Origin of the sequence: Anaeromassilibacillus sp. SJQ-1 (genome assembly GCF_046693725.1) — a bacterium.
Taxonomy (GTDB): Bacteria; Bacillota; Clostridia; order Oscillospirales; family Acutalibacteraceae; genus Anaeromassilibacillus.
Map to the genome: position 1 here is coordinate 83,373 of NZ_JBKEIV010000009.1, position 25,211 is coordinate 108,583.

The following is a 25,211-nucleotide window of genomic DNA, read 5'->3' on the forward strand; positions in this document are numbered from 1 at the left end:
TTCTATTGCTTTCTGAATGTTGAATCCCCGGCCGGCTTGACCTTCCTACAGCAGACTGGATAAATAACACCGAATTTCCGGCTGAATCCAGCCATATCAAAAATGAAATGGAAAATATCTTAGGCAGAAAATTCTCACACGGTTTTGGCGCACTTGCCAAAACCATTTCGAACGATTGACCTGGAAAAACAGCCAAGCTTTTTGTTGATTGGTTGGGGTGTACCCTTTTATAGAAGGAATATCCCCGCTGTCATCCCCAAAGGACCTATAAATTGTTTCTTGTATCGGGGTTGGTCTATTGTGGTTGTCCTAGTATTGTGTCTCAAAAATTTCTTACAGCCAAATTGGGCAGTCCTACCTTCTCCTTTCCTTTATATTCCTTGACATACGTTTATCCGTGGGCCGGTGAATCCACTTCTCTGCGTGCTGTAATGGTTCTATTTTTAAATGTGTCGTCAAATAGCTCTAAGCGGGGCTTCCAAATGTATCCTCCATAAACCTCTGGCTGTTTGTCTAAACACAAGAACACAATGGGAGTGATCAAACCGGATCGGGCAAGCAACACACTTATTCATAACCTGTCACGTTCCATCTTTTGGAAGATCGAATCCAGAAAAGAGAAGGAGCGCGTACAAGGTCTTGCACGCGCTCCTCCACTCATTTTACCAAGACTCCAGAATCCGATTGTAGCAAGATGAAAATCTGCTCCTCCATCCCTGTGGAGGCGTTGATATAGACCAATACGCGGTCGCCGTTTTCCCCGGTGCACTGAAACTCATAGCACAACACTTCATTGAGCCCCGGTGTCGGGATCAACGCCAAAGAACCGCCCTCCACTTTCAGACGGGGGCTGACGGACTTCTGCGCTTCTTCCTGTGTAATCTTCGGCGTTAGGGTTCCACGATCGGTATGGTTCATAATATAGCCGGTTGCGTTGTATTCCACAACCCCTCCTGTGTCCAAAGCCACGGCGACTTTCACCAGGTCGGGATAACAGGTCACACCATCCTGTGAATATGCGTAGTTGATGGTACAAATGCCATCGTTGATGACATAGTAGCTCTCCTTCATATTGTAAATGCCCTTTGCTTCCAAAAAGCCTTGCGCCGCAGTGCGGGCGCCATCTGCATCCAAGCGCGTACCGCCGATTTCCCGGCCATCCGTCATGGCGCTTACAATCCCGCCCGCTTTGGTCACAGAAATTCGTATGGTTCCGCAGTCAAAGTTGTAGGTGGGAAGGCCGCCCTCGCTATCCTGGGTGTGGGTCAGTTTGTCCTGGGTAACCCCCAAAAACGACGCTGCATTGTTCTGTGCGTTTCCTTGGGGTACTTCGGCCTGTCCCTGCAAAAGTTTCGGTTCCTGTTGCCCAATATGATCGGAAAACGGGCCGTCATAGATCAAGGACGGATAATCCGTAAAATCGTCCGCCGCCTGCTGGAAACTGGCATTCACCGGTCCAGCATCAAAATCCGGTTGAATTCCGTTCAGCCCCTCTTTGAGTTTTTTGGCATACTGTTCCAGATTTGCCATAGAGGCATACTCCTCCTCGCTGATGCTGCCGCCTGCGGAAATTTTATTCGACAGCGCCATTGAGAAATCGCCCACCTGCGAGATAAACTTATTTACGTTGGCAAGGTCGCCGCCCTCCAGCGGCAATACGCCCAGCGCTGCTTTTGCCATACTGGTTTCGCGCATCAACTTCGCCGCCAGGCCGTTCTGTTGAGTAGGCGTATTGGCATAGATACTCTTGTTCAGCGTACTTTCAATATTGTCCACACAATCGCCCAAATCTGTCACGGCACGCTGATAATTGTAATTCAGGTTCATCTTGTATTTCGACGCCTGTACATAGCCGCTGACCGTGGTTCCTCCGAGCACCAGGATCACTGCAACCAACGCCAGGGACAAAAATAGCACTTTTCGGTTCTTTGTCATAAAATTCGACCGCCCTTCCTGTTTTGTGGTCATGGGATGTGGTTATTTTTAGCAACGTCTCGCCCGATTATACGGAATTTGGATTGCGAAACGATTTGCCGCGCGCTATAATACTACTGCTGAACGATTTCTGGATAAAACGGTGCAAAATGATAAGACGGGGGCGGTTTGATGGACAGCAGAGTGGAAGCATTTTTTCAATCGGTCAAAGGAAAACGTGTGACGTTTTGCGGTATTGGCGGCAGCAATCTGCCGTTGATCGCATTATTTCAGGAAAAAGGGGCGGTCGTATCCGCGCGGGACCGGCGTACCAGAGAAGCGCTCGGCAAGACGGGCGACAGCTGGAGGCCCGCGGTGTGACGCTGCATCTGGGCGAAACCTACCTGCAAAACCTGGATGAAGACGTCATCTTCCGAACACCGGGCATGAAATTCACCTTGCCAGAGCTGGAAGCAGCGCGTGCACGCGGAGCAGCTGTCACTTCTGAAATGGAGATCTTTTTTGATCTGTGCCCCTGTATAATTTATGCCGTGACAGGCAGCGACGGCAAGACCACCACTACCACCATTATTTCGGAATTTTTAAAAGCGGCGGGGAAAAACGTCCATTTGGGGGGAATATCGGCCGGCCGCTTCTTCCGGAAATTGAGCGCGTTGCCGCAGACGATGTGGCGGTTGTAGAACTCTCCAGCTTCCAATTGATTTCAATGCGCAAAAGCCCAGACGTGGCGGTTGTGACCAATCTGTCCCCCAACCATCTGGATATCCACAAGGATATGCAGGAATACATTGATGCAAAGAAGAATATCTTCTTGCACCAGAATGCCTTTGGGCGCACAATCCTGAATATGGACAACGCCATTACCGCGGGATTTTCCTCCGAAGTCCGCGGGCAGCTCTATACATTTAGCCGCCGCGGGCGCTGCGCTTATGGCGCTTGGGTTGACGAATCTGGACGTATTATGCTTTCCAGAGGAGCGGAGGACACCTATGTGATGGATACGTCAGAAATTAAGATTCCAGGCGCCATTAATGTAGAAAATTATCTGGCGGCTATCTGTGCTGTCTGGGGAGACGTGGATGTTGAAACCATCCGCATCGTGGCCCGCAACTTTGGCGGTGTAGAACACCGTGCAGAACTGGTGCGCGAGTTGGACGGCGTTAAGTGGTACAACGATTCCATCGGAACGAGCCCGACACGCACGGCGCGCGGCACCCTGTCCCTATATGACCACAAGATCATTCTGATCGCCGGCGGTTATGACAAAAAGATTCCATACGATGACCTCGGCCCGGTGATCGTGGGGAAGGTCAAAACTCTGGTCCTTATGGGAGCAACCGGTCCAAAAATTGAAGCGGCGGTGAAGGCTGCCCCTGCCTATGAAGAAGGCTGCCCAAAAATTCTTCACGCGCGCTCGATGGAACAAGCGGTGGAGATCTGCCGTGCTGAAGCCCAAGAAGGCGATATTGTATCGTTATCTCCGGCGAGCGCAAGTTTTGATCTATACGCCAATTTCGCAGAGCGAGGGAACCATTTCAAACGCCTTGTGAACGCTTTAAAATAATACTTGTTGGATTATTTTTTTATTTTATACAATTCGTTGTCAATCAATATAACAATTCGAACTTTGTCTTCTTGTGACAAACCGAATCGATTTCGCTGTATATATTGTCAATATATACAAATCGTTGTTTTGTTTTTAAATTATACTAATCGTGTTTTGATAATTTGAGGAGGAACGCTATGATAGAGGATTTTCAAGAATTACTCTTTGCGCTCTGTGCAGAACCGGGTACGCCGGGCGATGAATCGGAGGCAGCCCGACGCGCGGCGCGGGAGCTTTCGGATTGCGGCGAAACCGAAATCGATCGAATGGGAAACGTCATATGCCGTATGGGAAACCGCGGCGCTCAACGGCAGATACTTCTGGATGCTCATTTAGATCAGGTGGGTTTGATTGTTACCCAAATCGAAAAGGATGGTTTTCTCCGCATCGACCGTTGTGGCGGAACGGACCGGCGGGTTCTTCCCGGTAGCCCTGTCACTGTATATGGCAGAGAACCGTTGACAGGCGTTATGTGCTGTATGCCTCCGCACCTCGTCGAGGGAGGAGAGGACAAAGTGGAATCCATCGATCGGATGGCTGTGGATGTTGGCCTCTCAAAAGAGGAAGCGGAAGCGCTCGTTTCTCCCGGAGACCGAGCCTTGATCCGTGCGCCACAAAAACGTCTGTTAGGAAGCCGCATTGCATCCCCTGCATTGGATGACCGTGCCGGATGCGCAGCCTTAATCCGTTGTGCGCAACTTCTGCACGGTGAGAATCTCTCCTGTGGACTTACCGTTCTGTTGAGCAGCCGTGAAGAGGTGGGCGGACAAGGGGCGCAGACGGGAACTTTCTCTTTGGAACCCACAGAGGCCATCGTGGTGGATGTCAGTTTTGCTGCACAGCCTGGGGTTGACCCGGCAAAATGCGGTAAACTCGGCGGTGGGCCGATGATCGGCATGGCGCCCATTCTCAACCGTCCGATGGTTCATCGCCTGAAAGAGCTCGCCAAGAAGAACGAGATTCCTTTTACAATGGAGATCATGGGCGGAGAGACTGGTACGAATGCGGATGGAATCGCTGTGTCACGCGCCGGCGTACACACAGCGATGGTTTCGATCCCTCTGCGTTATATGCATACGCCTGTCGAGGTCATCGATGTCCAGGACGTGGAATACACTGCACGCCTCCTGGCGGAATATGTGAAAGGGGTGGAATGAGATGGCGGATATTGAATTGTTAGAGCGCCTCTGTTGTGCCCGTGGAATTTCTGGCTTTGAGGAAGCGGTCCGTGAGATTATCCTGAAAGAAATCCGTCCATACGCCGACTGTGTGGAAATCACGCCGCTCGGCAACATCCTGGCCTTTAAAAAGGGGAAAAGGCGCGCCAAAACAAAGCTGATGCTCAATGCCCATATGGACGAGGTGGGGATGACGGTCACATACATCGAAGAAAACGGTTTGCTCCGCTTCTCTACGGTCGGCGGAATTGACCGCCGGGTTTTGTGTGGAAAACCGGTCACTGTGGGGGAACATATCCCCGGCGTGATCGGAGCAAAACCGATTCACCTGCTCACAAGTGAAGAGCGCGAGAAAGCTGTACCGGTCAAAGACCTCTACATCGATATTGGCGCGCTAACCCGTCAAGAGGCGGAAGCGGTTGTGTCGCCGGGAGATCCTGTGACATTTGACTCTCTCTTTGATACTACTCACGGTATTATAAAAAGTCGTGCTCTGGATGATCGCGCCGGATGTGTCATCCTGATCGATCTGATCAAAAAGTCTTTGCCCTATGACATGCTGTTTGCATTTGTCGTACAAGAGGAAACCGGACTAAACGGCTCCAAAACAGCTGCCTATATTGCAGACCCGGAAGCCGCTATTGTGGTGGAAAGTACGACCGCTGCGGACATAGCGGGCGTTCCCGAGGACAAGCGGGTTTGCCATGTCGGCGCCGGACCGGTGATCTCCTTCATGGATCGCCGGACCATCTATGACCGTGCATACTACCAGATGGCTTTTGACGCTGCTCAGGAGACTGGCGTCTCCTGCCAGACCAAACAGGCCGTGGCCGGCGGCAACGATGCAGGTGCAATCCATGTTGCGCGGGGAGGGGTGCGTACTGTAGCGGTGTCCTTGCCCTGCCGGTATCTACACTCCGCTGTCAGTATCATTTCCCAAAAGGATTTCCACGAGGCGGAGACGCTGATTGAGCGTCTAGCGGAAAAGATTGCAGGCGGCGAATGATCCGGTCTGTGGAATGTAAAGATGCGCTCGTTCCCTTCACAGGAAACGCTTTTGCCTGTCGGATTCGTGCTACAGCCAATGCCTATGGCTTCATACATCCTTTCGCGCGTTTCTGGGTCCAAGCAAGACAAGCGGCAATGTGCCTCTTGGACGATGCCATGATCCTGGATGCGCATCCGGATGCAGACTTTGACGAGCTGGCCGAATTCTTTCCCGCTGTGGGCGCACGAATTCTTCTCTGTTCTGAGGCTGCTGCACACTCGCTGCCCTTTCCGTGGAAACAGACCGGAGAGGTCATGACGCTCCATGCACCACAGCCTTTCAAAGGTGAAGGGATTGTCTGGAATCCCAGCCCGCGCCTGCTGTATCCTTTGTTGTGTGCATGTCAGGCAGCGCAGTTCCAGCCCCCCGCGTTTGAACCCTTTTATCTCGACCTGTCCCATCGCACCCGCCATGGTACCGCCTGTTCCGCTGCTATCCAGGAGGGGAACTCCCTCGTTGCATGTGCAATCTGTTCTGCTTGGACCGAAGATGCGGCTGTGTTGTCTGCTGTCGCCGTCCAACCAGAAGCTAGGCGCCGCGGATTGGGAACGAATATTGTACGTACATTGGCTACAAGCCTTCCGGCCAAAACCTTTTATATTTTCCGGGCTGCTGGCGAAAACGAAGAATTTTATCAATCGCTCGGCTTTACAAGGCACTGTGGGTTTGCCGAATTATCTTTACAAGAAAGGGATGCTCTATGAAAGAAAAACGTTTCGAAGTCATTTATTCACAAGGAACGATGGATATTGTCCGCATCCTTGTGGACCAAAGGACCGGTGTGAACTATTTGCAGGTCTGTGACGGATATGCAGGCGGCCTGACACCCCTGCTCGACCGCGAAGGAAAACCCGTCATTTCGCCGGTAAAGCCATTTCCGGGTTGATTGAAAGGGTATTGCGAACGAAGTCAAAATTTTGGGAAGGCCCGGTTTCATCCCCATCCAACGATCGTGTCCCTCTGATTTTCAGGACAATGGATTGGTAATCCAAAAAGGCAAGTTTCTCCCGTGCCTTTTGGGGATATGGCAGGATGTTTGAGCGGCAGCTGTCTAAAATCTTCTTGGGCAGCCCCCTGACGCAGAGCGTATGAATCAAAGCGCTTAGGATTTCGAACGAGTTAATGGTGCTGATATGCCCCTGCATGAAGTGCTCTCCCAATAGATGCAAAAGCATCCCTACACAGGCACTTCTGCGCTTATCCACACTGGTGGCCGCATGAACCCATTCTACGCTGTATAGGGACAAGCGCCCCATCGATGGGACTTGGCGGCGCCTTGTTTTCTCGACCGTGTATTCCATCCAAAATTCGCAGATGGTGAGGTTCTAAAATCATCCAATCGCGGCGAAGTGTTTTTTGTGTGAAACAATCAGATGGCTACCCGCCATTGCAACCTATAAAAAGTGAATGAGCATTTTCCCCGTTTGTACGTTCTTCATCGGAACGCATTCCGTCCTATTATTCGCGATGTCTAAACGGTCTGTAACTTATGTTGTTTCAAGTAAAGCGGCAGTCCGTCTTATCTTTACGTCCCAGGTAACGGATGGGCCCTGGTAATGGGCCATACGAGTCCACCTATAGCCTGTTATTTGGCGCACAAAGGTCCATAAAAATGCAAAGCTTACAGTCGATTATAGAATCTTTTTCAATCAACGATCGACTATACATCTATAAAAGGTGCACTTACAACGGAATTCACGAAAACAACTTGTAGTGTGCCGGGAACTGGAAAAAGGAGAACAAATCCCATGATATACCCCGCATTTCAAATTGATGAACGAATCCAAAGAGCAGCTCGGCATGCTATGGAGGAGATCGCTCCTGTGCTCAAGCACATTGACGAAATCACCGATTACAACCAGCAAAAGATGTTGGCTGCATTTATTGATTCCGGTGTAAGCGAGAGTCACTTTGCCGCTTCTACCGGCTATGGTTATGGAGACCGCGGGCGCGAGGTGCTCGACCAGGTGTATGCGAAAGCGCTTGGTGCGGAAGATGCGTTGGTGCGCTACAACTTTGTGAGTGGTACCCACGCGCTTACTGTCGCGCTTTTTGGCGTTTTGCGCCCGGGAGATACCATGCTCAGTGTTACCGGTTTGCCTTATGATACTCTACGCGGGGTGATCGGGCTGACCGGAGATGGAAATGGTTCCTTAAAGGAGTTTGGGATACAATACCAGCAAGTGGATCTATTGCCGGATGGGACGCCAGACTACGAAACGATTGCCCAACGTATAACTCCTGCGATCAAAATGGTTTACATTCAACGTTCGCGCGGATACAGTTTGCGTCCCTCCCTTTTCGTAGAGGACATTGAGCGCATAGCCAAAATCGCAAAGGAAAAGGCGCCCGATTGTATCGTTATGGTGGACAACTGCTATGGGGAATTTGTTCAGCGCGACGAGCCGACCAGCCATGGTGCTGATCTGATGGCGGGATCTCTGATTAAGAATCCCGGAGGCGGTGTGGCCCCGACAGGTGGTTACATTGCAGGGCGTAAGAATTTGGTCGAAAGCTGTTCTTACCGCCTGACCACGCCGGGAACTGGAAAGGAGATCGGTTGTACACTTGGAAACAATCGGGAACTATTCATGGGCGCGTTCCATGCCCCCCATGTCACAGGGGAAGCGCTCAAAACGGCGGCATTTACAGCGGCACTTTTCCATTCGTTTGGCTATGATGTGACGCCTAAGCCAGATGAACCGCGTGCGGACATCATTCAAGCGGTTCTGCTCCGCCAGGAGGAAGCATTGGTTGCCTTTTGCCAAGGCGTCCAAAAGGGAGCTCCGGTGGACGCATTTGTCACTCCGGAACCTTGGGATATGCCCGGTTATGACTGTAAAGTCATTATGGCTGCCGGTGCTTTCACTTTGGGTGCTAGCATTGAGCTGTCTGCTGATGCGCCTCTGCGTGAACCATATGCTGCCTGGATGCAGGGAGGGTTAAACTTCCATAGCGGCCGGTTAGGCGCCATGTTGGCTGCACAATCCATGCTAGAACGTGGCATTTTGGACATCACGCTTTGATACATTTTAAATACCACCAATGAGTTCTTTCCTGTCCAACGGAATAATGGATGGGATCTGTAACTGCCGTAAGGAAAGCTTTCTGACCGATCAAAGGCCATTCTCAACAAAAGTGGTACGTTAAAACAAAGAAGACCATCTTTTGATCGAATTATAAGAGGCATAGTAGACGGATTCTTACGGTGATGTACGAAGAAAAAGCCAAGGATTTCATATCCTTGGCTTTTTCTATGATAGTCTTTTAAGAGTAAATCTAAAACTCTTTTCATGAAAAGGCGTCCTTACAAGGAAAAAATACAACCTAGTTGATTCCCATTTCTGGACTCGAAACGATTCGAAGCATGCCAACTCTTTCAATAAAGTCTTTCGAATGAATGATCTTACAGTATAAGTTTGTCTTAAAATATACAAGAGTCTTTTTCATACATGCGTTCGCGCGTGATTTAATGGTTGAATCATGCGTCGTTTGGTATAGAATCCAGCTTTTTAACCGTCAATGTTGCATTTGCATTTCCATTGATTATTGCATCCAAATTATCGGGCAAGGTACGCAAAACCGAAATCACCAGGTCCAGTGTATCTCCGGCATTTAGGTGTACAATGGTCGAACAAACTAGGCGCCCATCGTAGGATATCCCGGTTGTATCATCGGTAGCTAATGTCTGTGATCCTCTAGTTTGTTGCACCATAGTACCGTTTTGACGCACTCCAATCGAGACAGTGACCGGCTTGGATGTATTTAATAGAATATTATAGTTGATTTCGTAGTCCCCCTCGGTTTCTACGACCAGCGTATTGGCCGCTGGATAAGAAACACCTTTTGCAGGCATTGCTGTATTGAGGGACACAGGAATATACATATCTGCCTGAGTAAAGAAAAGCAGCTGTGTATTGGTATTATACAGGCCACCATATGCTGCTAAGCCACTGGATGTAGAGCCAGCTGGACCCGTCGCCCCCTGGGGACCGGTCGGGCCTGTGCCTCCTGTCGCCCCCTGGGGACCAGTCGGGCCTGTGCCTCCTGTCGCTCCCTGGGGGCCGGTCGGACCTGTGCCTCCTGTCGCTCCCTGGGGACCAGTCGGGCCTGTACCTCCTGTTGCCCCCTGGGGGCCGGTCGGACCTGTACCTCCTGTTGCACCCTGGGGGCCGGTCGGGCCTGTGCTACCTGGTACTCCCTGTGGACCAGTCGGACCTGTGCCTCCTGTCGCTCCCTGGGGACCGGTCGGACCTGTACCTCCTGTCGCACCCTGAGGGCCAGTCGGGCCTGTGCCTCCTGTCGCTCCCTGGGGACCGGTCGGACCTGTGCCTCCTGTCGCTCCCTGGGGACCGGCCGGACCTGTGCCTCCTGTCGCTCCCTGGGGACCGGTCGGACCTGTACCTCCTGTTGCACCCTGGGGGCCGGTCGGACCTGTGCCTCCTGTTGCACCCTGGGGACCGGCCGGACCTGCACTACCTGGTACCCCTTGTGGGCCGACTGGACCAGTACTCCCCGGTAATCCCTGAATACCCGTTTGTCCTCTTGGGATAACAAAATCTAACACATGCTGTGGGCCCCCAGTAATATCATACACCCGTGCTTCTGTTCCAGGTTCCCCTGTAATGGTATTTCGGATAGCAATGGTTTCACCCATACCAGTAGGACCTTGTGGTCCCCGCGGTCCAGGAATACAACAGTAATACGGAAGTGGCACAGGACAGCCACAATCCTGGTGTTGTAAATCTTGATTCGGATATATTTTCATGAGTCTCTCTCCATCAATTGTAATTAGGCGGAAAGGCCTATCCCAATCTATGTTTTATTACGTCGGCCCGTGCGTAGCTCTGAGCCTAAATCACTCGACTTGGACATCGATTGAAAACTACCCACTTCCTATACTTCAAAAAAGACTTTGGCAGGCTGCAAAAGATTTTCTCTATTTAATTTAAAAATTTTTGTAACACCTTCCGTTCACGCATATACAGTCTATCTTGTTTGGCTGTTCCCGTTACATTTGTTATCTTAGGCATCTGCTTTTCAATGACCTCTTCCTGCATTCCTTAAAATAGTTTCTCAAATTATTTCTTTCAAGTAAACATGCCAAAGCCAAATGGTGTCTCAAATCGAACCAAACGAACTCTTACAAGGTCTATCCTCTTATATTTGAATATCTCTCCTTATTTGTCCTCTGATGGGTACTGATCCGGTATGGGCTGTCCTTTCGAAATTTTGTCTCATAACCCTTTTCTCTCTTCACCTCTGCTTAATCTTCTCCATTACAGCAGCGTCTCCATAATTGTGCCTAAAAGTCGATGCAACAGAGATTAGGACATAAAAAAGCTACGTTCAGGCATGTATAACAGGCCTAAAACGTAGCTTTCTTGGTTGGTGCAGTTGAGCAATCCAAATCCGAACCTGTTTTTCCTTTATCCAGCGCCGCTTTCAAGTCGTCAAAGGTGATGGTGTCCGTCCCGTCCTTAATTCTATATTCCGCAACCGATTAGACGCTATTACAAAACATCTGGTCCGTCTTGAGATACAGCACAATCAATAGCCGCCTCAATAACTTTAATAACATATTTTCTTTTTTCCTGCGGTACAGCGTTCAATTTATCGAAAAGAAATTCAAAGCTTTCTGATACACCGCCAAAAAGTAAGCTATCAGATGAAACTTTAAGTGCGATGGCGAAAGCACGCATAGATTCAGAAGATAACCCAGAGCGGCCACGCTCTATTTCCTGAATAAAGTTAGCGCTATATCCTGAAAGCTGTGCCAACTGCTCACGAGTTAAATTCTGAGCAAGCCTTTGTTGCTTGATTCTGTTACCAACTTCAATGTTTATATTTTTCAATATTCTTGGCATAGCATTACACCGCCTCTATATAAGAGTGTAGCCCCCAACACTCTCACGAAGAATATATACAAGCCGCTGATAAAAGCCGTAGTAATACACCTAGATTTATGGTAAAAAAGAAAGACAGGCAACATCAACCAATGTGCCCGTCCTCAATCATCAGATAAATCTTCAAAAGAATAGTCATTTAAGGTTTGAAAATCCAAAAATTCGGCTACCGTCATGCTGAATGCAAGAGCAATTCGGTGAAGTGTCCGAATTCTGGGATTAAATGTCTTACCATTTACCAAATTATCAAGAGTTGACTGACTAACTCCACTCATTTCCGACAGTTTATTAATCGATATTTCTTTGGACTTACAGAGTGACAAAATTCGGTCAACAAGAATTCGTGCATACCCATAATCCATTACTGCTATCTGAAGTCCCTCCTTAGCCTAAGGATAGTGTCTTCATGATAGCAATAATCATACCCTCAATTACCCGAATTCGGGTAATTGAGGGAGAGAAAATTCATCTGTTAGTACCAATCGATATTCCCTATTTCATCTACTGAAGTACCAAAAGAAGAAATGATTTTATTGACAGGCGAAAAACGGAGGTGGACTGATGTGTGTGCAAAATCCAAACAGGGTATGACAGAACACGAGAAAGAAAAACAGCCAATAGCGGTTTGCTCATTCATAGGACATGAGGAAGTGTACGATGCAGACCTTGAACATAGGCTGCAAACGGTGGTCGAGCAAATCATAGAGTACCATGAGACGGTAGAATTTTTGATTTATCCGAGGGGTAGATTTTACTATCTTTGTATGTTGGCAGCATTGAGAGCCAGAACCTGCTTTCCTCAAAAAGTCACGATTACTCTGGTGCTTCTGGAGGATAATGCGAAATATACAAAAGTTCCTATTTTTATTCCCAATAAAGTAGTTACACTTCAATTTAGTCCCACAAAGAAATATGATGTTACCATACCTCGTAAGAAGCTATTGAAGTGGTCAGTGCAAAAATCCACGCACCTTATCAGTTACAACTATGGCAAGTTATACGATGCTGAAAGCCATATCCCCAAAGGACAAGCCGCACTGAACATCATCAGCTTGACAAGCCCCGAAACAGAGGAAGCCATTTTAGAGACTGCTCCGCTTATGACAGAAAAAGAACAAATTGTTTTTCAAAGCATGAACGAAGGCTGCTCACTGATAGAAGCTGGCACAGCACTGGAGGTTGGCCGGGAACGGGCACGGCAGCTCCTGCAACATGGATGCAGAACAATCCGTAAGCATCTGTCCCTGCGTTACAACAAAGCGATGGCCGCAGAACAGAAGCAAAGAGAGCATACCTGTGGCCTCTTTATTTTGGGTGAGGCTACATACGGCTCGCTAAGCCGCTTCAAAGGTATTTTTGATTTTCTGACCTCGGCATATGGGATAAAGTGCATCCATGTGGAACAGTCATATATTCACTCCAGTTTTATGTTTGTATTGACCACCTCATACCACAACACACTCCATATCACAGGAATGATAGTCGGCAAGTCACTGGCCGAAAGCAACGGCGATTTAGACCATATGCTGGAACGGTTTTGCCCACCCTGCCATGCTGTGGGATGTGTAAGCCATGCGGGTTTGGAAAATAATGCAGACAGTCTTGATGTAATTATCAATATGCTTGAGCAAACAGATTTTTGCATTTGTGATTTGTCTGCCACGCCACATGCGGAAAAGATACAAAAATATGCTTCGCAAGTGAAGCGAACAGTGCTGTTGGATTTGAGCAGAACCGATGCCGAAGTGGATAAATATCGTGAATAGGCTAAAATATAATTGAAGAAGTAAGCAATAGACTATCAAATCTAATTGTTTAACGCATATTTTTCATTATATTTGAACTAAATCGGAACATTTCGTATATATAGATTTTAAAAGGAGGTCCATCTGTCTACAAATTCCCCTACGGCATCAATCTCCGTTAGCTACCCCTTGTCTATCACCTACCGCCCGATCTCCTTGCTGGCTATCCCACCCTCCGCAGGCTGTCCCGGAGCATGGGGCGCCGAACGTCTCCCCGGAATGGGCCGAGGCAGGAGGCCGAAACGAAGGAATGGCAAAAAGGGCGGGCGCAGCCGTTTACACGGTGCGCCCGCCCTTTTGCGTTTATAGTGCTGCTTTCTTCTCCCGTGGGTCTCTCGGCTTGAAGGTGGGTTTGCGCCGCACTCTGTTGCGGAAATGGGTGGTTTCATAGCGGTCAAAGAAAAGCAATAATCCGAACCCATCTCCTATCGGAAACAAGTTCGGATTATATTGGTTTGGTGCGGGTGACAGGACTTGAACCTGCACGCTTTGCAGCGCAAGAACCTAAATCTTGTGCGTCTGCCAATTCCGCCACACCCGCATATACGGTATCCATCCTAATTACAGGGGGGCTTCCTATGTTAAGCAACCTCTTGAGGAGGATTTTCTGTAAGACAGTATCTTTGAGGAAACTGTGTTCCCTATTATAACGAATTTTACAGTCAATTGCAAGTCTTTCTCAGAGAGATCTTGACTTTCTATCTAAATTTTACTATAATAATAGAGCTATACGATTCTCTTTATTTTTGGAAGAGTTTTGTGTAGTTTTGGTTTATTGAATTCTTAGGATCGACGGACAATATTTATTTACCGGGGTGTAGCGCAGTTGGTAGCGCGCCTGCTTTGGGAGCAGGATGCCGCAGGTTCAAATCCTGTCACTCCGACCATATCTGCGGTGAGCTTTTTGCACACCGCAGATCTTTTTTTGTGGATAATACAGATGTATAGAAATTTTTATTACTCATGCAGGGAAAGATAGGGGGAGATTTGTAAAATAAAATGATGGATAGAAATGAAGCAAAAACCATTATATTCGAAGAAAAAAGTATCCCTAAAATCCTCTTGCATATAGCACCGCCAGTTATGTTGGCACAGTTGATCCAAGCTTTATATAATATTGTGGACAGCTTTTTTGTGGGCCAATACTCCGGGGATGGTCTGACGGCTTTATCCGTGATCTTTCCTATTCAGTTGATCGTTACCGCATTGGCTGTAGGCACTGGTGTTGGGGTAAACACATTGATGTCGCGTTATTATGCCCAGGGTCAAGAGGAAAAGGCAAACAAAGCGGCTGGGACTGGCATCTTGTTATCCCTTGTGAGTTGGATTTTATTCGCGATTGCCAGCACCATTTTGATGGAGCCCTATGTCTTGGTTTCCGTAAAATCTGCAAAAGCGGTGGAATTTGCCATGACTTATGGTACCATTGTTTGTGTTGGCAGTTTCGGCCTCTTTTTTGAGAGCATTTGGACCAAGGTACATCAAGCAAAGGGAAATATGAAATTGCCCATGTTTGCCCAGATAGCGGGTGCAGCCACCAACATTGTTCTGGACCCTGTCCTAATATTTGGATTTGGCTTTATTCCTTCTATGGGGGTTGCGGGTGCCGCCTATGCCACCATCATTGGGCAGATCGTTGCAGCGACGATTACGGCCTCCGGGTTTAAAAAGCCTCCGTGCTTGGCTGATGTCCGACATTTTGCAAAGCGGATCTATCAGTTGGGATACCCTTCTATCTTCATGCAAATGCTTTATACGGTTTATATCGTCATACTCAATATCATCCTTGCAGGTTTTTCTGACGCTGCTGTGACGGTACTGGGACTCTATTATAAAGTGCAATCCTTTTTCTTTATTCCCCTTTCTGGATTACAGACCTGTATTGTCCCCTTGTTGAGCTATACATATGCTAAGGGAGAATATCAACGGTGTAAGCATATTATGACCAATTCAGTCATAATGGCAGTCAGTTTTATGTTGTTTGGCGTTTTATGTTTTGAGTTCATCCCCACGCAGCTTCTAGGGATTTTTTCAACAGAAGCTACGGTGCTATCCATTGGAGAAAATGCTTTCCGAATCATCGGAATCAGTTTTATCCCTGCTGTATTTTCTCTAATCAGCCCGGTATTTTTCCAGGCCATTGGCTCTTCTGGACCAAGTGTATTGCTATCTCTAACACGGCAGATTTTTTGCCTGATTCCGATCTTTTGGGTTTTATCTTTTATGGGGTTGGAATATACATGGTTTGCCTTCCCCATCGCAGAAATCGTGACCGGCAGTGTTGGCTGGCTTCTATATAGGCGCAAACTCAAGCAGTGGAACTTCTATGATGAAAAACAGACCGAAATAAACAAGGGGGACATTCGTATGAAATTGATTACTGCTATCATAAACCGAAAGGACGTAGGCGAGGTTTGTACCTCTCTGACAGAGGCCGGGTACTATTTTACTAAGATGATGTCCTCCGGCGGTTTCCTGACATCTGGAAACACCACACTCATCATAGGGACCGAGAAAGACAAGGTAAAGGACGTCATGGAAATCATCCGCAGCCACTGTTCCAAGCGGACAGAAGAGGTCGCCACAAACCTTCAGACCGCTACGCCATCTGCTGCATATCCAGCACAAGTCACCGTCGGCGGCGCCACGGTTTTTGTTACAGACGTAGAGGAATTTGAAAAGATGTAAAGATCCCTCCGGAATTAGGCCATCCCGCCCATATATCCACCGCGTGCGTCCGCGATGAGCCTAGGCATTCCGGCTCCTACCCATCTCTATAAAACGCGCAGGGCCATTTCCCTCTAAAAATAAATTTAGCCGATACTGCAAGTATCTGTATCGGTTAAAAATGTGAATGATTTACACAAGCACAGTGGTCTTCTAGCACGGCGCAATAATCCCCATATGCCGATGGGACATCATTAAAACGAGAGGATACCGGCCGTTTTTCCTTTCACCGTTTTCTATTTTTTCACAAAAATTGGGGCATAACCAGTAACGAATCGGAGAGTTCATGTAAGACTCTCCGATCTTTTTGTCCATTTTATTTTTATGATAGAGACCGATGCCGCTGTGCTTTTCAGCGATAAGACGTTTGAACGTATTCTGCTATTTAAAACCTGCTTTTTTCTAATGGTTTCGCTTTTAACCGAAAGGTAAAAGCAACCTGATCCCCTACTTTTGCCCATCCTGCAGATGATACCTTATCAAAAAAGGACTGCCGCTCCTCGCAGCAGTCCTTCGGCTATTATCCTGTTTTCCAACAGGTACATTTTGCGTGAATCCTAATTGAGGCTATGGAGTTGTGCTTTTACCAGGCTTCCTGCACAATCTTTCGCTGTATTCTCTGCCGGGTCCTCTTCGTATTTTACGGCTGAACCGGCTTTCATGTAAAATATTGCCATAGCTGCTAAGAAGGACACAGCAGCACGGAGAGGCCGATGAAAAAACAACCTTTAGAATAATAACCGTTAACCGGCGTTTTTTCATCAGCTTCCCCCTACTGCCGCCCAACAGCGACTGATGTCCCCGTGCGCGGTAGAAGGTTCGCAGAGTCAATATATTGAGGATGTAACTTGTAATCGTTTTCTCTTGTATATACGCTCTTCCTAACCAGCAGGATGGCTAACCCCCTTACATACGGCGAAACCACACCCCATAGAAAAGAAGGCAGCATCAATACCATTAGCCTCTGGCTAACCGCCGCCGGTCTAATCCGTGATTATGAATCTCTTCGCCGACAGAATGCCGCTACCAATGAACCACAATCTGGATACCCTTTTCGTCCGTTCTTGATAAATATCCCTATGCCCAAACAACATCCATCTAGGTCGCAGTCTCCAGCCGCTCTCACGACTGAAAGACAACTATATTCTGGCAAATAGAAGCCACCCATTCATTTCATTTTTCGTTCTTTAAGCGCTTAATTTGTTGTAAATGGCTTGCCATCGATTTTCAACGCCCGAGTATTGGTGTCAAAAGTAGACTTTTAAAACCGAAAATGCTATAATAAACAAAAATATTGTGATATGATGTAAAGTGATGAGTTTTATCTGTGCAGAGATGGTTAAACTGCACAAAATTCAGGAAATGTAGGCGTTTGATCTAAAGTGTCTTTTATGTAAAAAATGTGGATTCCAAAGTCTACCATCAAAACCAACATAGATTTCACATATTTATTGTGATTAATTGGTTCCATTTTAAGAATGTGCTATGCGCTACACCAAGTTCCCGAGCGGCAGCACGCGCCGTGATACAACCGTCTCGGTATCGAGTTTGCAATTCATAAAACCGGTCTGGAATGGGCATCTTCTCCCGGCCAAACCGTACGCCTTTTGCTTTGGCTGCTGCAATCCCTTCCGCTTGCCTCTGCTTGATGTTTTCGCGTTCCATCTGCGCTACATAGCTCAAAATTTGGAGGACCAGATCAGCGATAAAGGTTCCAGTCAGATCTTTTCCCTTCTGTCGGGTGTCGAGTAATGGCATGTCCAAAACAACGATATGAGCCCGTTTCTCTTTGGTAATCAGGCGCCACTGTTCTTGAATTTCGCTGTAATTACGGCCAAGCCGGTCAATGGATTTTACCGCCAGCACATCGCCAGGTTTCAAGCGGCGCAAGAGCCTTTTGTACTGTGGCCGGTTAAAGTCCTTTCCGCTGAGCTTGTCCATAAAAATCTGTTTTTTGGGTACGCCAAATTCCTGCATTGCAAGAATTTGGCGGTCTTCATTTTGATCTTTTGTAGATACTCGTACATACCCCAAAACCATCTCTTCCATCTTTTACCTACATCTCCAATCATTGTAATTTGGTATACAATCATTGTATAGGATAGACATCTTTAGGTCTTTTATCAGTGAAACACATAAAAACAATCGAATAGTACGTGAATATTATCGACATTATTAAATAGAATTCACTATTTTTGATATTTATAGGTTAAAATTTGTCTTATATAAATTTCTAATTAGTAAAAATATTTTCTCATATGGCCTGCTCATCTGTATCTTAATAATATTTCTCAAATGGGCACACTTCCCCAAAAATAGTTATCTAAACAAAAAGGCCTCTTGTATCCGATCATTCGGATACAAGAGGCCTTTTATACGATTACCTAGTTTAAAATGCCATGGCGAAATTGTCAAAGCGCCATCCATTTTCAGTCCTTACCATATGGATGGGGTATTCTTGTGTCGTTTCCTTCGCAGAACCACCCTTCTCGCCGAAACCTGCATCTTCCCTATAATGTCCTATTAGATGAAATGTAAGCTCCTCTGCGCTTTGACTGACCAATTCGAAAGAAGTACTGACATAATCAATGTTTCCGCCGCGATCTCCGGGAGAACTAAACAACCGGTCATTTCCATCATCCATATACAATTGAGTGTCGTTCCGCAAGCGGTTTGCATAATCCTCTGTAAATACGCTCTCCAGCGCCTTTTGAAATGCTGAATAGCTTTCAAACCCTTTATCTAGGTAAAAAGTGCGCTCATTATCTCCTTGGATACTCACGCTCCTGTCGAGGGCAAAACCCCCTGACATGGAAAAATGATAATACATGCGATAGGCTGCCCGATACAACTGCTGCTGATCTTCCGTTAGAAAATCCGGTACCGGCAGATCGGCTGACAACTCCGGGTCCGGAATCCATGCATCCGCCAAAGCCCCTTCCCCACTGCTTTCCGCCTCCACAGAGGAACCATTCTCCGCTAAACCGGACATCTGAGAGGATGGTAACCCTGGGGTACAGCACTGGAAGTGGATAAAGACGTGCTAGCCGTCGGATTCGGCGGCGAACAACTGGTGCATACCCCAATGACCACCAACATAATAACAAACAGGGCAATCCTTTGTTTCATATTCATTCACCTATCCATTCAATTGGAAAACATTTGCCGTGAAAAATCAAAAGGGACAGCGCGGCCACTCCGCCGGTTATCCCACCGGCAGCCATATGCCGTTGCTGTCCCTTGAGAACTTTGTTTATTTTCTGCCCAAAAGCTTGACCAAAACAGCCTTTTGAGCATGCAGGCGGTTCTCCGCCTCATCAAAGATCTCCGTGGAATGCTTCTCCAGAATCTCCGCTGTGATCTCTTCTCCGCGGTGTGCTGGCAGGCAATGCTGTACCATTGCATCCGGCTTTGCAACGGACATGACCTCATCATTGATCTGGAAGCCTTGGAATGCCTTGCGGCGCTTCTGCGCCTCTTCCTCTTGCCCCATGGAGGCCCAAACGTCCGTAATCACCACATCGGCGCCGCGCGCGGCCTCCTTTGGATCGTTTGTAATGCTGAATGCCGGATGCTGCACTGCGAAATCCAAAACCATCGGATTCGGTTTGTAATCATTCGGGCAGGCAACCGCCACTTCCATCTTCATCTTCAAGCATCCAACAATTAAAGAATTCATCATATTGTTGCCATCGCCAATGAAGCACATCTTCAGCCCATCCAGGCTGCCCTTGTGCTCCCGGATAGTCATCAAGTCAGCCAAAACCTGGCACGGATGGGCAAAATCCGTCAATCCGTTGATGATCGGGATGGTGCCGTATTTGCGCCAAGGCATCCACTTCGGACTGCTTGTAGGTGCGGATCATAATTCCATCGAGGTAACGCGGACAACACCCGAGCTGTATCCTCGACCGGTTCGCCGCGGCCGATCTGCAAATCACTGGCCGAAAGGAAAATCGGCAGGCCGCCGAGTTGGTACATACCGACTTCAAAGGATACACGGGTTCTTGTGGAAGCTTTCTCAAAAATCATACCCAGTGTTTTCCCCGCTAAGTAGCGGTGTTCAATGCCGTGCTTCTGCTCATACTTGAGCTGATCGGCCAAATTGAGGATTTCCGTAATATCCTCGGTGGAAAGGTCCAACATTTTTAAAAGGTGTTTCATCGGTCAATCCCTCCGTGTCCGCCATGAGGCGGTTCAATTGATTATAATTTCGAAATGGTTTCTTGCAAAATGGCGAGGCCCTTGTCAAGCTCTTCCCGTGATATGGTAAGCGGGGGTAGGAAACGCAGCAAATTTTGGGCGGTAAGTACCAACAGACCGTTTCCCACGCAGGCTGCAGCAACCTCCTTGGCATTGTCCGCCTTGAGCGTTGCCCCCAACATCATACCAATACCGCGGACCTCTGCAATCCCTTCCATCGCCGTCAACTTCTCCCGCAGATATGCGCCCTTTTCAGCAACTTGTTCCAAGAAGCCGGGCGCGGTAATCTTACGCAAAACCGCCAATGCGCCGGCACAAACCACCGGATTTCCTCCAAACGTGGAGCCGTGCATCCCTGCATCCATCACTTTTCCCAGACGCTCGGTACAAAGGCAGGCGCCGATCGGCAGCCCACCGCCGAGTCCCTTCGCACTGGTGATGACATCCGGCTGAATATCATAATGCTCGTAACAATAAAGCTTTCCTGTGCGCCCTACACCGGTCTGTACCTCATCGGCCAGCAACAGCACATCACGCTCCTGGCAAAAAGCTGCCAGTTCCTGGACAAACGCCTTTTCTAACGGGCGTACGCCGCCCTCTCCTTGGATCAATTCGATCATTACGCCACAGGTGTTTTCATCCACATGCGCCTTGATGCTCTCCATGTTTGGATCTGCGTAGGAAAACCCCTCTGTAAAAGGAGTAAAATAATGATGGAAACCATCCTGTCCCGTAGCCGACAATGTTGTGACCGTTCGGCCGTGGAAAGAATGATGCAAAGTAACAATCCGGTTGCAGTCCTTTCCATGCGTTTGGGTGCCATATTTGCGTGCAAGCTTGATGGCACACTCGTTGGCCTCCGCACCGGAATTTCCAAAAAAGACCTTCGAAAAACCCGTTAATTGACAGAGTACCTCTGCCAACTGGGTCATCACAGGGCTGTAATACAGGTTGGAGATATGCTGGAGCGTTGCCGCCTGTCCACTGACCGCTTCCACCCAATCCGGGTCGCAATACCCCAACGCATTGACACCGATCCCCGCCCCAAAATCAATATAGGCCCTTCCTTCGGTATCCACCGCTGTCGCGCCTTTACCACTCACCAGCGCGGTCTGAAACCGCCCATAGGTGGGCATCAGGTACGACTGTTCCTGTTGTTTCACCTCTTCAAAATGCATATCGAATCCCTTCTGTCCTGTAGGGCTACCATCCCACCCTAAAATTTCACACCATATGTTTTCATATCCACATACCCGTCTTCACTGACCTCTATGCCTTCTCCCTCCAGCAACCTGCGCTGTTCCTCAGGGCCGCCAAATGCAAACTCCGGCGCCAAGCGGCCCTCCCGGTTGACCACACGATGGCAGGGAACCGGCGTTCTCCTCCAGTCACCCACGGATATGGATTGCGGTGCAACGCCCAACCGACCGCCCGGGCGCCTCTGGGGCTGCCGGCCAAAAAGGCCACCTGCCCATAAGAGATCACCTTGCCCTTCGGCACGCGCCGCACAATATCATAAACTCGATCGTTAAAATTCATTGCGGTTCCTTCAAATATTTTCAATACAACATCGTTCCGATGCCTTCATCGGAAAACAGCTCAATCAGAATCGAATGTGGAATACGTCCATCCAAGATATGCGCACGATTCACGCCGCGCCGGACTGCCTCCACACAGCAATCAATTTTCGGGATCATCCCCCCGCTGATGATGCCTTGGTTTTTGAGGCTGGGTACCTCGCTTACATTGATAACCGGGATCAACGTATTTTCATCGTCCTTATCACGCAGTAAGCCGCGTATATCCGTCATCAAAATCAATTTGATCGCATCCAACTTTGCCGCAATGCGGGCCGCTGCTACATCGGCGTTTATGTTGAACACTTCCCCGTTCGCGCCGCCCGCCACCGTGGATATGATCGGTACATAGCCATTGCGCGCAGCGTCCATAATGATGCCTGTGTTTACGTCCACAATCCGCCCCACATACCCGAGATCCCCCTCGTTGGAGCGCAACTTCTCCGCCGTCAACATACCGCCGTCCAATCCACACAGCCCAACTGCCCGGCCACCGTGGTGCTCCAAAAGCTGCACCAAATCTTTGTTGACCTTTCCAGCGAGGACCATCTGCACAATGTCGATCGTCTCCTCATCCGTGACGCGCATCCCGCCGACAAATTGACTTTCCTTGCCGATTTTTTTCAGCATGGAACTGATCTCCGGCCCGCCGCCGTGCACCAACACCACATTGATGCCCACGAGCTGCATCAAAACGATGTCGCTCATCACGGCGTCCTTCAAGTCGTCGTTTATCATCGCGTTCCCACCATATTTGACGACCACGGTCTTTCCCGCGTATTTTTGGATATAAGGCAATGCCTGCACGAGCACCTTTGCCCGCTCGGCGGTCGATATTCTCATAGTCGATGTCTCCTCCATACTGGTATGCATCCGGTTAAAAACCATGCAATACCGGGGTTCTGTCTGACCTAGTTTTCCTCCTCAGGGTCAGGTGCGGTAATCTCCGTTGATCTTCACGTAATCATACGTCAGATCACAGCCAAAAGCCGAAGCGCCTGCATCTCCGTCGTGCAGCGTAACAAGGATGTCAATTTCATCCTCGCTCAGGACCTTCTTTGCCATCTCCTCGTCAAAGGGAATGCCCGCGCCATTTACGCATACATCGATTCTCCCCGCCTTGGAAGCAAAACCGACGTCCACCCGGTGAATGTCCACCGGCGCGCCGGAATAGCCGATAGCGCAGAGAACACGCCCCCAATTGGCATCCGCACCAAACATGGCCGCCTTCAACAGACTGGAACAGATCACGCCCTTGGCCACTGTACGTGCATCTGCATCCGAAGCGGCGCCAGTCACATTGCAGACCAGGAGCTTCGTTGCGCCTTCGCCGTCCTTTGCCACCATGCGCGCTAAACGGACGCACATCTCGCGCAATGTCTCTGTAAAGACTGCAAACGCTTCCGTATCCTCTTCAATCGGGTCGTTCCCCGCCAGGCCATTGGCCAAAATCGCTGTCATGTCATTGGTCGAGGTATCCCCATCAATACTGACCATGTTGAAACTATCCTTCACCGCCAAACGCAGTGCCTGATCCAAAACGGCCGGAGCGATGTTTGCGTCCGTCGTCAGGAAGCACAGCATGGTCGCCATATTGGGATGAATCATACCGGACCCTTTCGCAATCCCGCCCATACGGATTTTCTTACCATGGATGACAACCTCTGCCGCCACCTCTTTGACCACCGTATCCGTCGTCATAATTGCCTTGGCCGCTGCTGCGGAGCCATCCTCCGAGAGCATTTCTGCCAGCTTTGGCGCGGCTTCCAAGATCGGTTCGATCGGCAGCACTTGGCCGATCACGCCCGTGGATGCGACCACCACATCCTCGGGCTGTAAATGCAACACCTTTGCAGCAGCCTCACACATCATCTGCGCCTTCTGCTCGCCGTCCGCATTGCAGGTATTGGCGTTTCCGGAGTTGCAGATCACCGCCTGGGCGATGCCGTCCGCAATGTTGCGGCGCGTCACTTGAATCGGCGCCCCTTTGACCAGATTCTGCGTGTATACTGCAGCAGCAGCACATGGAACCTTGGAATAGATCAACGCCAGATCGGGCTTACTTTTATTTTTACGGATTCCACAGTACATGCCGGATGCCAGGAACCCCTGTGCGGCGGTCACACCGCCTTCAATGGAAATCGCTTGCATGATTCATTCGCTCCTAAAAATGGATTGCCGCCCTTAAAATGCCGGCGGTATCAGCATCAGGCCGCTGGTTTCATCCAGTCCAAACGCCAGATTCATATTCTGGATAGCCTGTCCCGCAGCGCCCTTCACCATATTATCGATGGCTGAAATGGCAATAAAGGTGTTGGTACGCTGATCCAAGTGCAGGGAGATGTCGCAGTAATTGGAATAGCGCACATTTTTAATATCTGCCACACGCCCCTCAGGCAACAAACGGATAAATGTTTCCCCGCTGTATTGTTCCTCGTACGCCTCCCGGATCTCTTTTAAAGAACTCTCTGTTTGAAGCTTTGCATAACAGGTGGCCAGGATTCCACGGTTGACGGGGAGCAAGTGCGGCACAAACGTCAACTTGACCGGCGTCCCGCCCGCCACATGGGATAGGCTCTGCTCCATCTCCGGCGTATGCCGGTGTGCCGCCACCTTATAAGCGGAGAAGCCCTCGTTCAGCTCTGGATAATGCGTATTCTGGGTCAACTTACGCCCGGCGCCCGTAACGCCGGATTTACGATCCGCAAGGATTCCCTCCGTAGAAATGTACCCTTTGCGCAGAGCCGGCGCCAGCGCCAACGGAACCGCCGTCGTATAACAACCGGGATTTGCGATAATCTTTTTCCCTCGGATTTGGTCGCGAAAGAGTTCTGGCAGTGCATACACTGCCTGTTCGTGCAATTCCGGGTAGAGATAATCCCCCCATACCACTCTTTATAGTCCTTTTCGTTTTCCAGGCGAAAATCCGCCCCCAGATCGATAAAGACCTTTCCCGAATCATAACATACTTTTGCCAATTCCTGAGAAAGTCCGTGCGGAAGCGCGGCAAAGACCACATCGCTCTTCTCTACGACTTCCTCCTGCGTACCACATACCTGATCGCAAATATGGTAATACGCCGGATAAATTTCACTGAGCGCCTGCCCCGTAAAACTCACAGAGCTAATCGCCGCCAGCTCTGCCTGCGGGTGCCCGGTCAATAGCCGGACCAGTTCCGCACCGGCATAGCCGGTTGCCCCCACAACGCCTGCTTTGATCCTCATTG

General features: G+C 49.0%; 19 protein-coding genes, 2 tRNA genes and 4 pseudogenes. 10 read left to right on the top strand and 15 right to left on the bottom strand.

Annotated features, from left to right (window positions below; translation table 11 throughout):
* Positions 1–657 precede the first annotated feature (657 nt).
* On the bottom strand, positions 658–1,935 hold the full coding sequence (locus tag ACGCCZ_RS02150; RefSeq protein WP_054323184.1) for a PepSY1/2 domain-containing protein: 1,278 nt from the start codon (positions 1,933–1,935) through the stop codon (positions 658–660).
* A 171-nt stretch (positions 1,936–2,106) separates the two neighbouring features.
* Between ACGCCZ_RS02150 and murD the strand changes: the two are divergent.
* The 5 genes and pseudogenes from murD (at position 2,107) to ACGCCZ_RS02175 (ending at position 6,653) form a co-directional block, all read left to right on the top strand.
* Positions 2,107–3,499, top strand: a pseudogene (gene murD / locus ACGCCZ_RS02155) (UDP-N-acetylmuramoyl-L-alanine--D-glutamate ligase).
* Positions 3,500–3,678: 179 nt separating this feature from the next.
* Positions 3,679–4,698, top strand: a complete 1,020-nt coding sequence (locus ACGCCZ_RS02160; RefSeq protein ID WP_411655169.1) for a M42 family metallopeptidase — start codon at positions 3,679–3,681, stop codon at positions 4,696–4,698.
* A gap of 1 nt (position 4,699) precedes the next feature.
* Complete coding sequence (locus ACGCCZ_RS02165; protein WP_411655170.1) at positions 4,700–5,725, top strand: M42 family metallopeptidase; 1,026 nt, start codon at positions 4,700–4,702, stop codon at positions 5,723–5,725.
* 8 nt (positions 5,726–5,733) lie between these two features.
* Positions 5,734–6,471, top strand: coding sequence for a GNAT family N-acetyltransferase (locus tag ACGCCZ_RS02170; protein WP_411655171.1), 738 nt, complete (start codon positions 5,734–5,736; stop codon positions 6,469–6,471).
* Positions 6,468–6,653 (top strand): DUF6440 family protein, encoded by a 186-nt coding sequence (locus tag ACGCCZ_RS02175; protein WP_085533840.1) that lies wholly within the window; start codon positions 6,468–6,470, stop codon positions 6,651–6,653. The genes ACGCCZ_RS02170 and ACGCCZ_RS02175 overlap by 4 nt, the downstream gene beginning before the upstream one ends.
* On the opposite strand, the gene ACGCCZ_RS02180 is transcribed toward ACGCCZ_RS02175, so the two are convergent.
* A complete protein-coding gene (locus ACGCCZ_RS02180; protein ID WP_411655172.1) occupies positions 6,622–7,023 on the bottom strand; it encodes a hypothetical protein in 402 nt (133 codons plus the stop codon). The two genes, ACGCCZ_RS02175 and ACGCCZ_RS02180, sit on opposite strands and share 32 nt — an antisense overlap.
* A 492-nt stretch (positions 7,024–7,515) precedes the next feature.
* On the opposite strand from ACGCCZ_RS02180, the gene ACGCCZ_RS02185 reads away from it, so the two are divergent.
* Positions 7,516–8,793 carry an aminotransferase class I/II-fold pyridoxal phosphate-dependent enzyme gene (locus ACGCCZ_RS02185; protein WP_411655173.1) on the top strand — a complete coding sequence of 426 codons (1,278 nt, stop codon included), beginning with the start codon at positions 7,516–7,518 and terminating at the stop codon, positions 8,791–8,793.
* A gap of 455 nt (positions 8,794–9,248) precedes the next feature.
* On the opposite strand, the gene ACGCCZ_RS02190 is transcribed toward ACGCCZ_RS02185, so the two are convergent.
* From ACGCCZ_RS02190 to ACGCCZ_RS02200, 3 genes are all read right to left on the bottom strand, one after another.
* On the bottom strand, positions 9,249–10,535 hold the full coding sequence (locus ACGCCZ_RS02190) for a collagen-like protein (RefSeq protein WP_411655174.1): 1,287 nt from the start codon (positions 10,533–10,535) through the stop codon (positions 9,249–9,251).
* Positions 10,536–11,280: 745 nt separating this feature from the next.
* Positions 11,281–11,634, bottom strand: a complete 354-nt coding sequence (locus ACGCCZ_RS02195) for a helix-turn-helix domain-containing protein (RefSeq protein WP_054323190.1) — start codon at positions 11,632–11,634, stop codon at positions 11,281–11,283.
* A gap of 143 nt (positions 11,635–11,777) precedes the next feature.
* On the bottom strand, positions 11,778–12,035 hold the full coding sequence (locus tag ACGCCZ_RS02200; protein ID WP_054323191.1) for a helix-turn-helix domain-containing protein: 258 nt from the start codon (positions 12,033–12,035) through the stop codon (positions 11,778–11,780).
* 201 nt (positions 12,036–12,236) lie between these two features.
* On the opposite strand from ACGCCZ_RS02200, the gene ACGCCZ_RS02205 reads away from it, so the two are divergent.
* Positions 12,237–13,439: a hypothetical protein gene (locus ACGCCZ_RS02205; RefSeq protein ID WP_054323192.1), complete on the top strand. Its 1,203-nt coding sequence runs from the start codon at positions 12,237–12,239 to the stop codon at positions 13,437–13,439.
* A gap of 289 nt (positions 13,440–13,728) precedes the next feature.
* Positions 13,729–13,869 (top strand): hypothetical protein, encoded by a 141-nt coding sequence (locus tag ACGCCZ_RS02210; protein WP_411655175.1) that lies wholly within the window; start codon positions 13,729–13,731, stop codon positions 13,867–13,869.
* Between the two features lie 65 nt (positions 13,870–13,934).
* Here ACGCCZ_RS02210 and ACGCCZ_RS02215 read toward each other — a convergent pair.
* Positions 13,935–14,019, bottom strand: a tRNA-Leu gene (locus ACGCCZ_RS02215).
* 270 nt (positions 14,020–14,289) lie between these two features.
* Between ACGCCZ_RS02215 and ACGCCZ_RS02220 the strand changes: the two genes are divergently transcribed.
* A tRNA-Pro gene (locus tag ACGCCZ_RS02220) sits at positions 14,290–14,365 on the top strand.
* A gap of 112 nt (positions 14,366–14,477) precedes the next feature.
* Positions 14,478–16,166, top strand: a complete 1,689-nt coding sequence (locus ACGCCZ_RS02225; RefSeq protein WP_082402068.1) for a cyclic-di-AMP receptor — start codon at positions 14,478–14,480, stop codon at positions 16,164–16,166.
* Positions 16,167–17,645: 1,479 nt separating this feature from the next.
* Here the strand turns inward: ACGCCZ_RS02225 and ACGCCZ_RS02230 are convergent.
* The 9 genes and pseudogenes from ACGCCZ_RS02230 to argC form a co-directional block, all read right to left on the bottom strand.
* Positions 17,646–18,254: a recombinase family protein gene (locus ACGCCZ_RS02230; protein ID WP_085533964.1), complete on the bottom strand. Its 609-nt coding sequence runs from the start codon at positions 18,252–18,254 to the stop codon at positions 17,646–17,648.
* Between the two features lie 340 nt (positions 18,255–18,594).
* On the bottom strand, positions 18,595–19,197 hold the full coding sequence (locus ACGCCZ_RS02235) for a hypothetical protein (RefSeq protein WP_054323193.1): 603 nt from the start codon (positions 19,195–19,197) through the stop codon (positions 18,595–18,597).
* A 261-nt stretch (positions 19,198–19,458) separates the two neighbouring features.
* Positions 19,459–20,369: pseudogene (argF, locus tag ACGCCZ_RS02240) on the bottom strand (ornithine carbamoyltransferase).
* A gap of 41 nt (positions 20,370–20,410) precedes the next feature.
* Positions 20,411–21,586: an aspartate aminotransferase family protein gene (locus tag ACGCCZ_RS02245; protein ID WP_411655176.1), complete on the bottom strand. Its 1,176-nt coding sequence runs from the start codon at positions 21,584–21,586 to the stop codon at positions 20,411–20,413.
* A 38-nt stretch (positions 21,587–21,624) separates the two neighbouring features.
* Positions 21,625–21,804: an MGMT family protein gene (locus tag ACGCCZ_RS02250; RefSeq protein WP_411655177.1), complete on the bottom strand. Its 180-nt coding sequence runs from the start codon at positions 21,802–21,804 to the stop codon at positions 21,625–21,627.
* 53 nt (positions 21,805–21,857) lie between these two features.
* Positions 21,858–21,947: pseudogene (locus ACGCCZ_RS02255) on the bottom strand (MGMT family protein); the annotation flags it as partial.
* A gap of 20 nt (positions 21,948–21,967) precedes the next feature.
* A complete protein-coding gene (gene argB / locus ACGCCZ_RS02260; protein WP_085534649.1) occupies positions 21,968–22,828 on the bottom strand; it encodes an acetylglutamate kinase in 861 nt (286 codons plus the stop codon).
* A gap of 87 nt (positions 22,829–22,915) precedes the next feature.
* Positions 22,916–24,136 (bottom strand): bifunctional glutamate N-acetyltransferase/amino-acid acetyltransferase ArgJ, encoded by a 1,221-nt coding sequence (gene argJ, locus ACGCCZ_RS02265; protein ID WP_085533971.1) that lies wholly within the window; start codon positions 24,134–24,136, stop codon positions 22,916–22,918.
* A 33-nt stretch (positions 24,137–24,169) separates the two neighbouring features.
* A pseudogene (argC, locus tag ACGCCZ_RS02270) lies at positions 24,170–25,209 on the bottom strand (N-acetyl-gamma-glutamyl-phosphate reductase).
* Positions 25,210–25,211 lie beyond the last annotated feature (2 nt).

Coding starts and splice junctions, on each gene's coding strand:
- argB (WP_085534649.1), bottom strand. CDS start 22,828: ATGAGAATATCGACCGCCGAGCGGGCAAAGGTGCTCGTGCAGGCATTG.
- ACGCCZ_RS02160 (WP_411655169.1), top strand. CDS start 3,679: ATGATAGAGGATTTTCAAGAATTACTCTTTGCGCTCTGTGCAGAACCG.
- ACGCCZ_RS02165 (WP_411655170.1), top strand. CDS start 4,700: ATGGCGGATATTGAATTGTTAGAGCGCCTCTGTTGTGCCCGTGGAATT.
- argJ (WP_085533971.1), bottom strand. CDS start 24,136: ATGCAAGCGATTTCCATTGAAGGCGGTGTGACCGCCGCACAGGGGTTC.
- ACGCCZ_RS02200 (WP_054323191.1), bottom strand. CDS start 12,035: ATGGATTATGGGTATGCACGAATTCTTGTTGACCGAATTTTGTCACTC.
- ACGCCZ_RS02230 (WP_085533964.1), bottom strand. CDS start 18,254: ATGGAAGAGATGGTTTTGGGGTATGTACGAGTATCTACAAAAGATCAA.
- ACGCCZ_RS02150 (WP_054323184.1), bottom strand. CDS start 1,935: ATGACAAAGAACCGAAAAGTGCTATTTTTGTCCCTGGCGTTGGTTGCA.
- ACGCCZ_RS02195 (WP_054323190.1), bottom strand. CDS start 11,634: ATGCCAAGAATATTGAAAAATATAAACATTGAAGTTGGTAACAGAATC.
- ACGCCZ_RS02225 (WP_082402068.1), top strand. CDS start 14,478: ATGATGGATAGAAATGAAGCAAAAACCATTATATTCGAAGAAAAAAGT.
- ACGCCZ_RS02245 (WP_411655176.1), bottom strand. CDS start 21,586: ATGCATTTTGAAGAGGTGAAACAACAGGAACAGTCGTACCTGATGCCC.
- ACGCCZ_RS02190 (WP_411655174.1), bottom strand. CDS start 10,535: ATGAAAATATATCCGAATCAAGATTTACAACACCAGGATTGTGGCTGT.
- ACGCCZ_RS02175 (WP_085533840.1), top strand. CDS start 6,468: ATGAAAGAAAAACGTTTCGAAGTCATTTATTCACAAGGAACGATGGAT.
- ACGCCZ_RS02185 (WP_411655173.1), top strand. CDS start 7,516: ATGATATACCCCGCATTTCAAATTGATGAACGAATCCAAAGAGCAGCT.
- ACGCCZ_RS02180 (WP_411655172.1), bottom strand. CDS start 7,023: ATGGGGCGCTTGTCCCTATACAGCGTAGAATGGGTTCATGCGGCCACC.
- ACGCCZ_RS02235 (WP_054323193.1), bottom strand. CDS start 19,197: ATGTCCGGTTTAGCGGAGAATGGTTCCTCTGTGGAGGCGGAAAGCAGT.
- ACGCCZ_RS02210 (WP_411655175.1), top strand. CDS start 13,729: ATGGCAAAAAGGGCGGGCGCAGCCGTTTACACGGTGCGCCCGCCCTTT.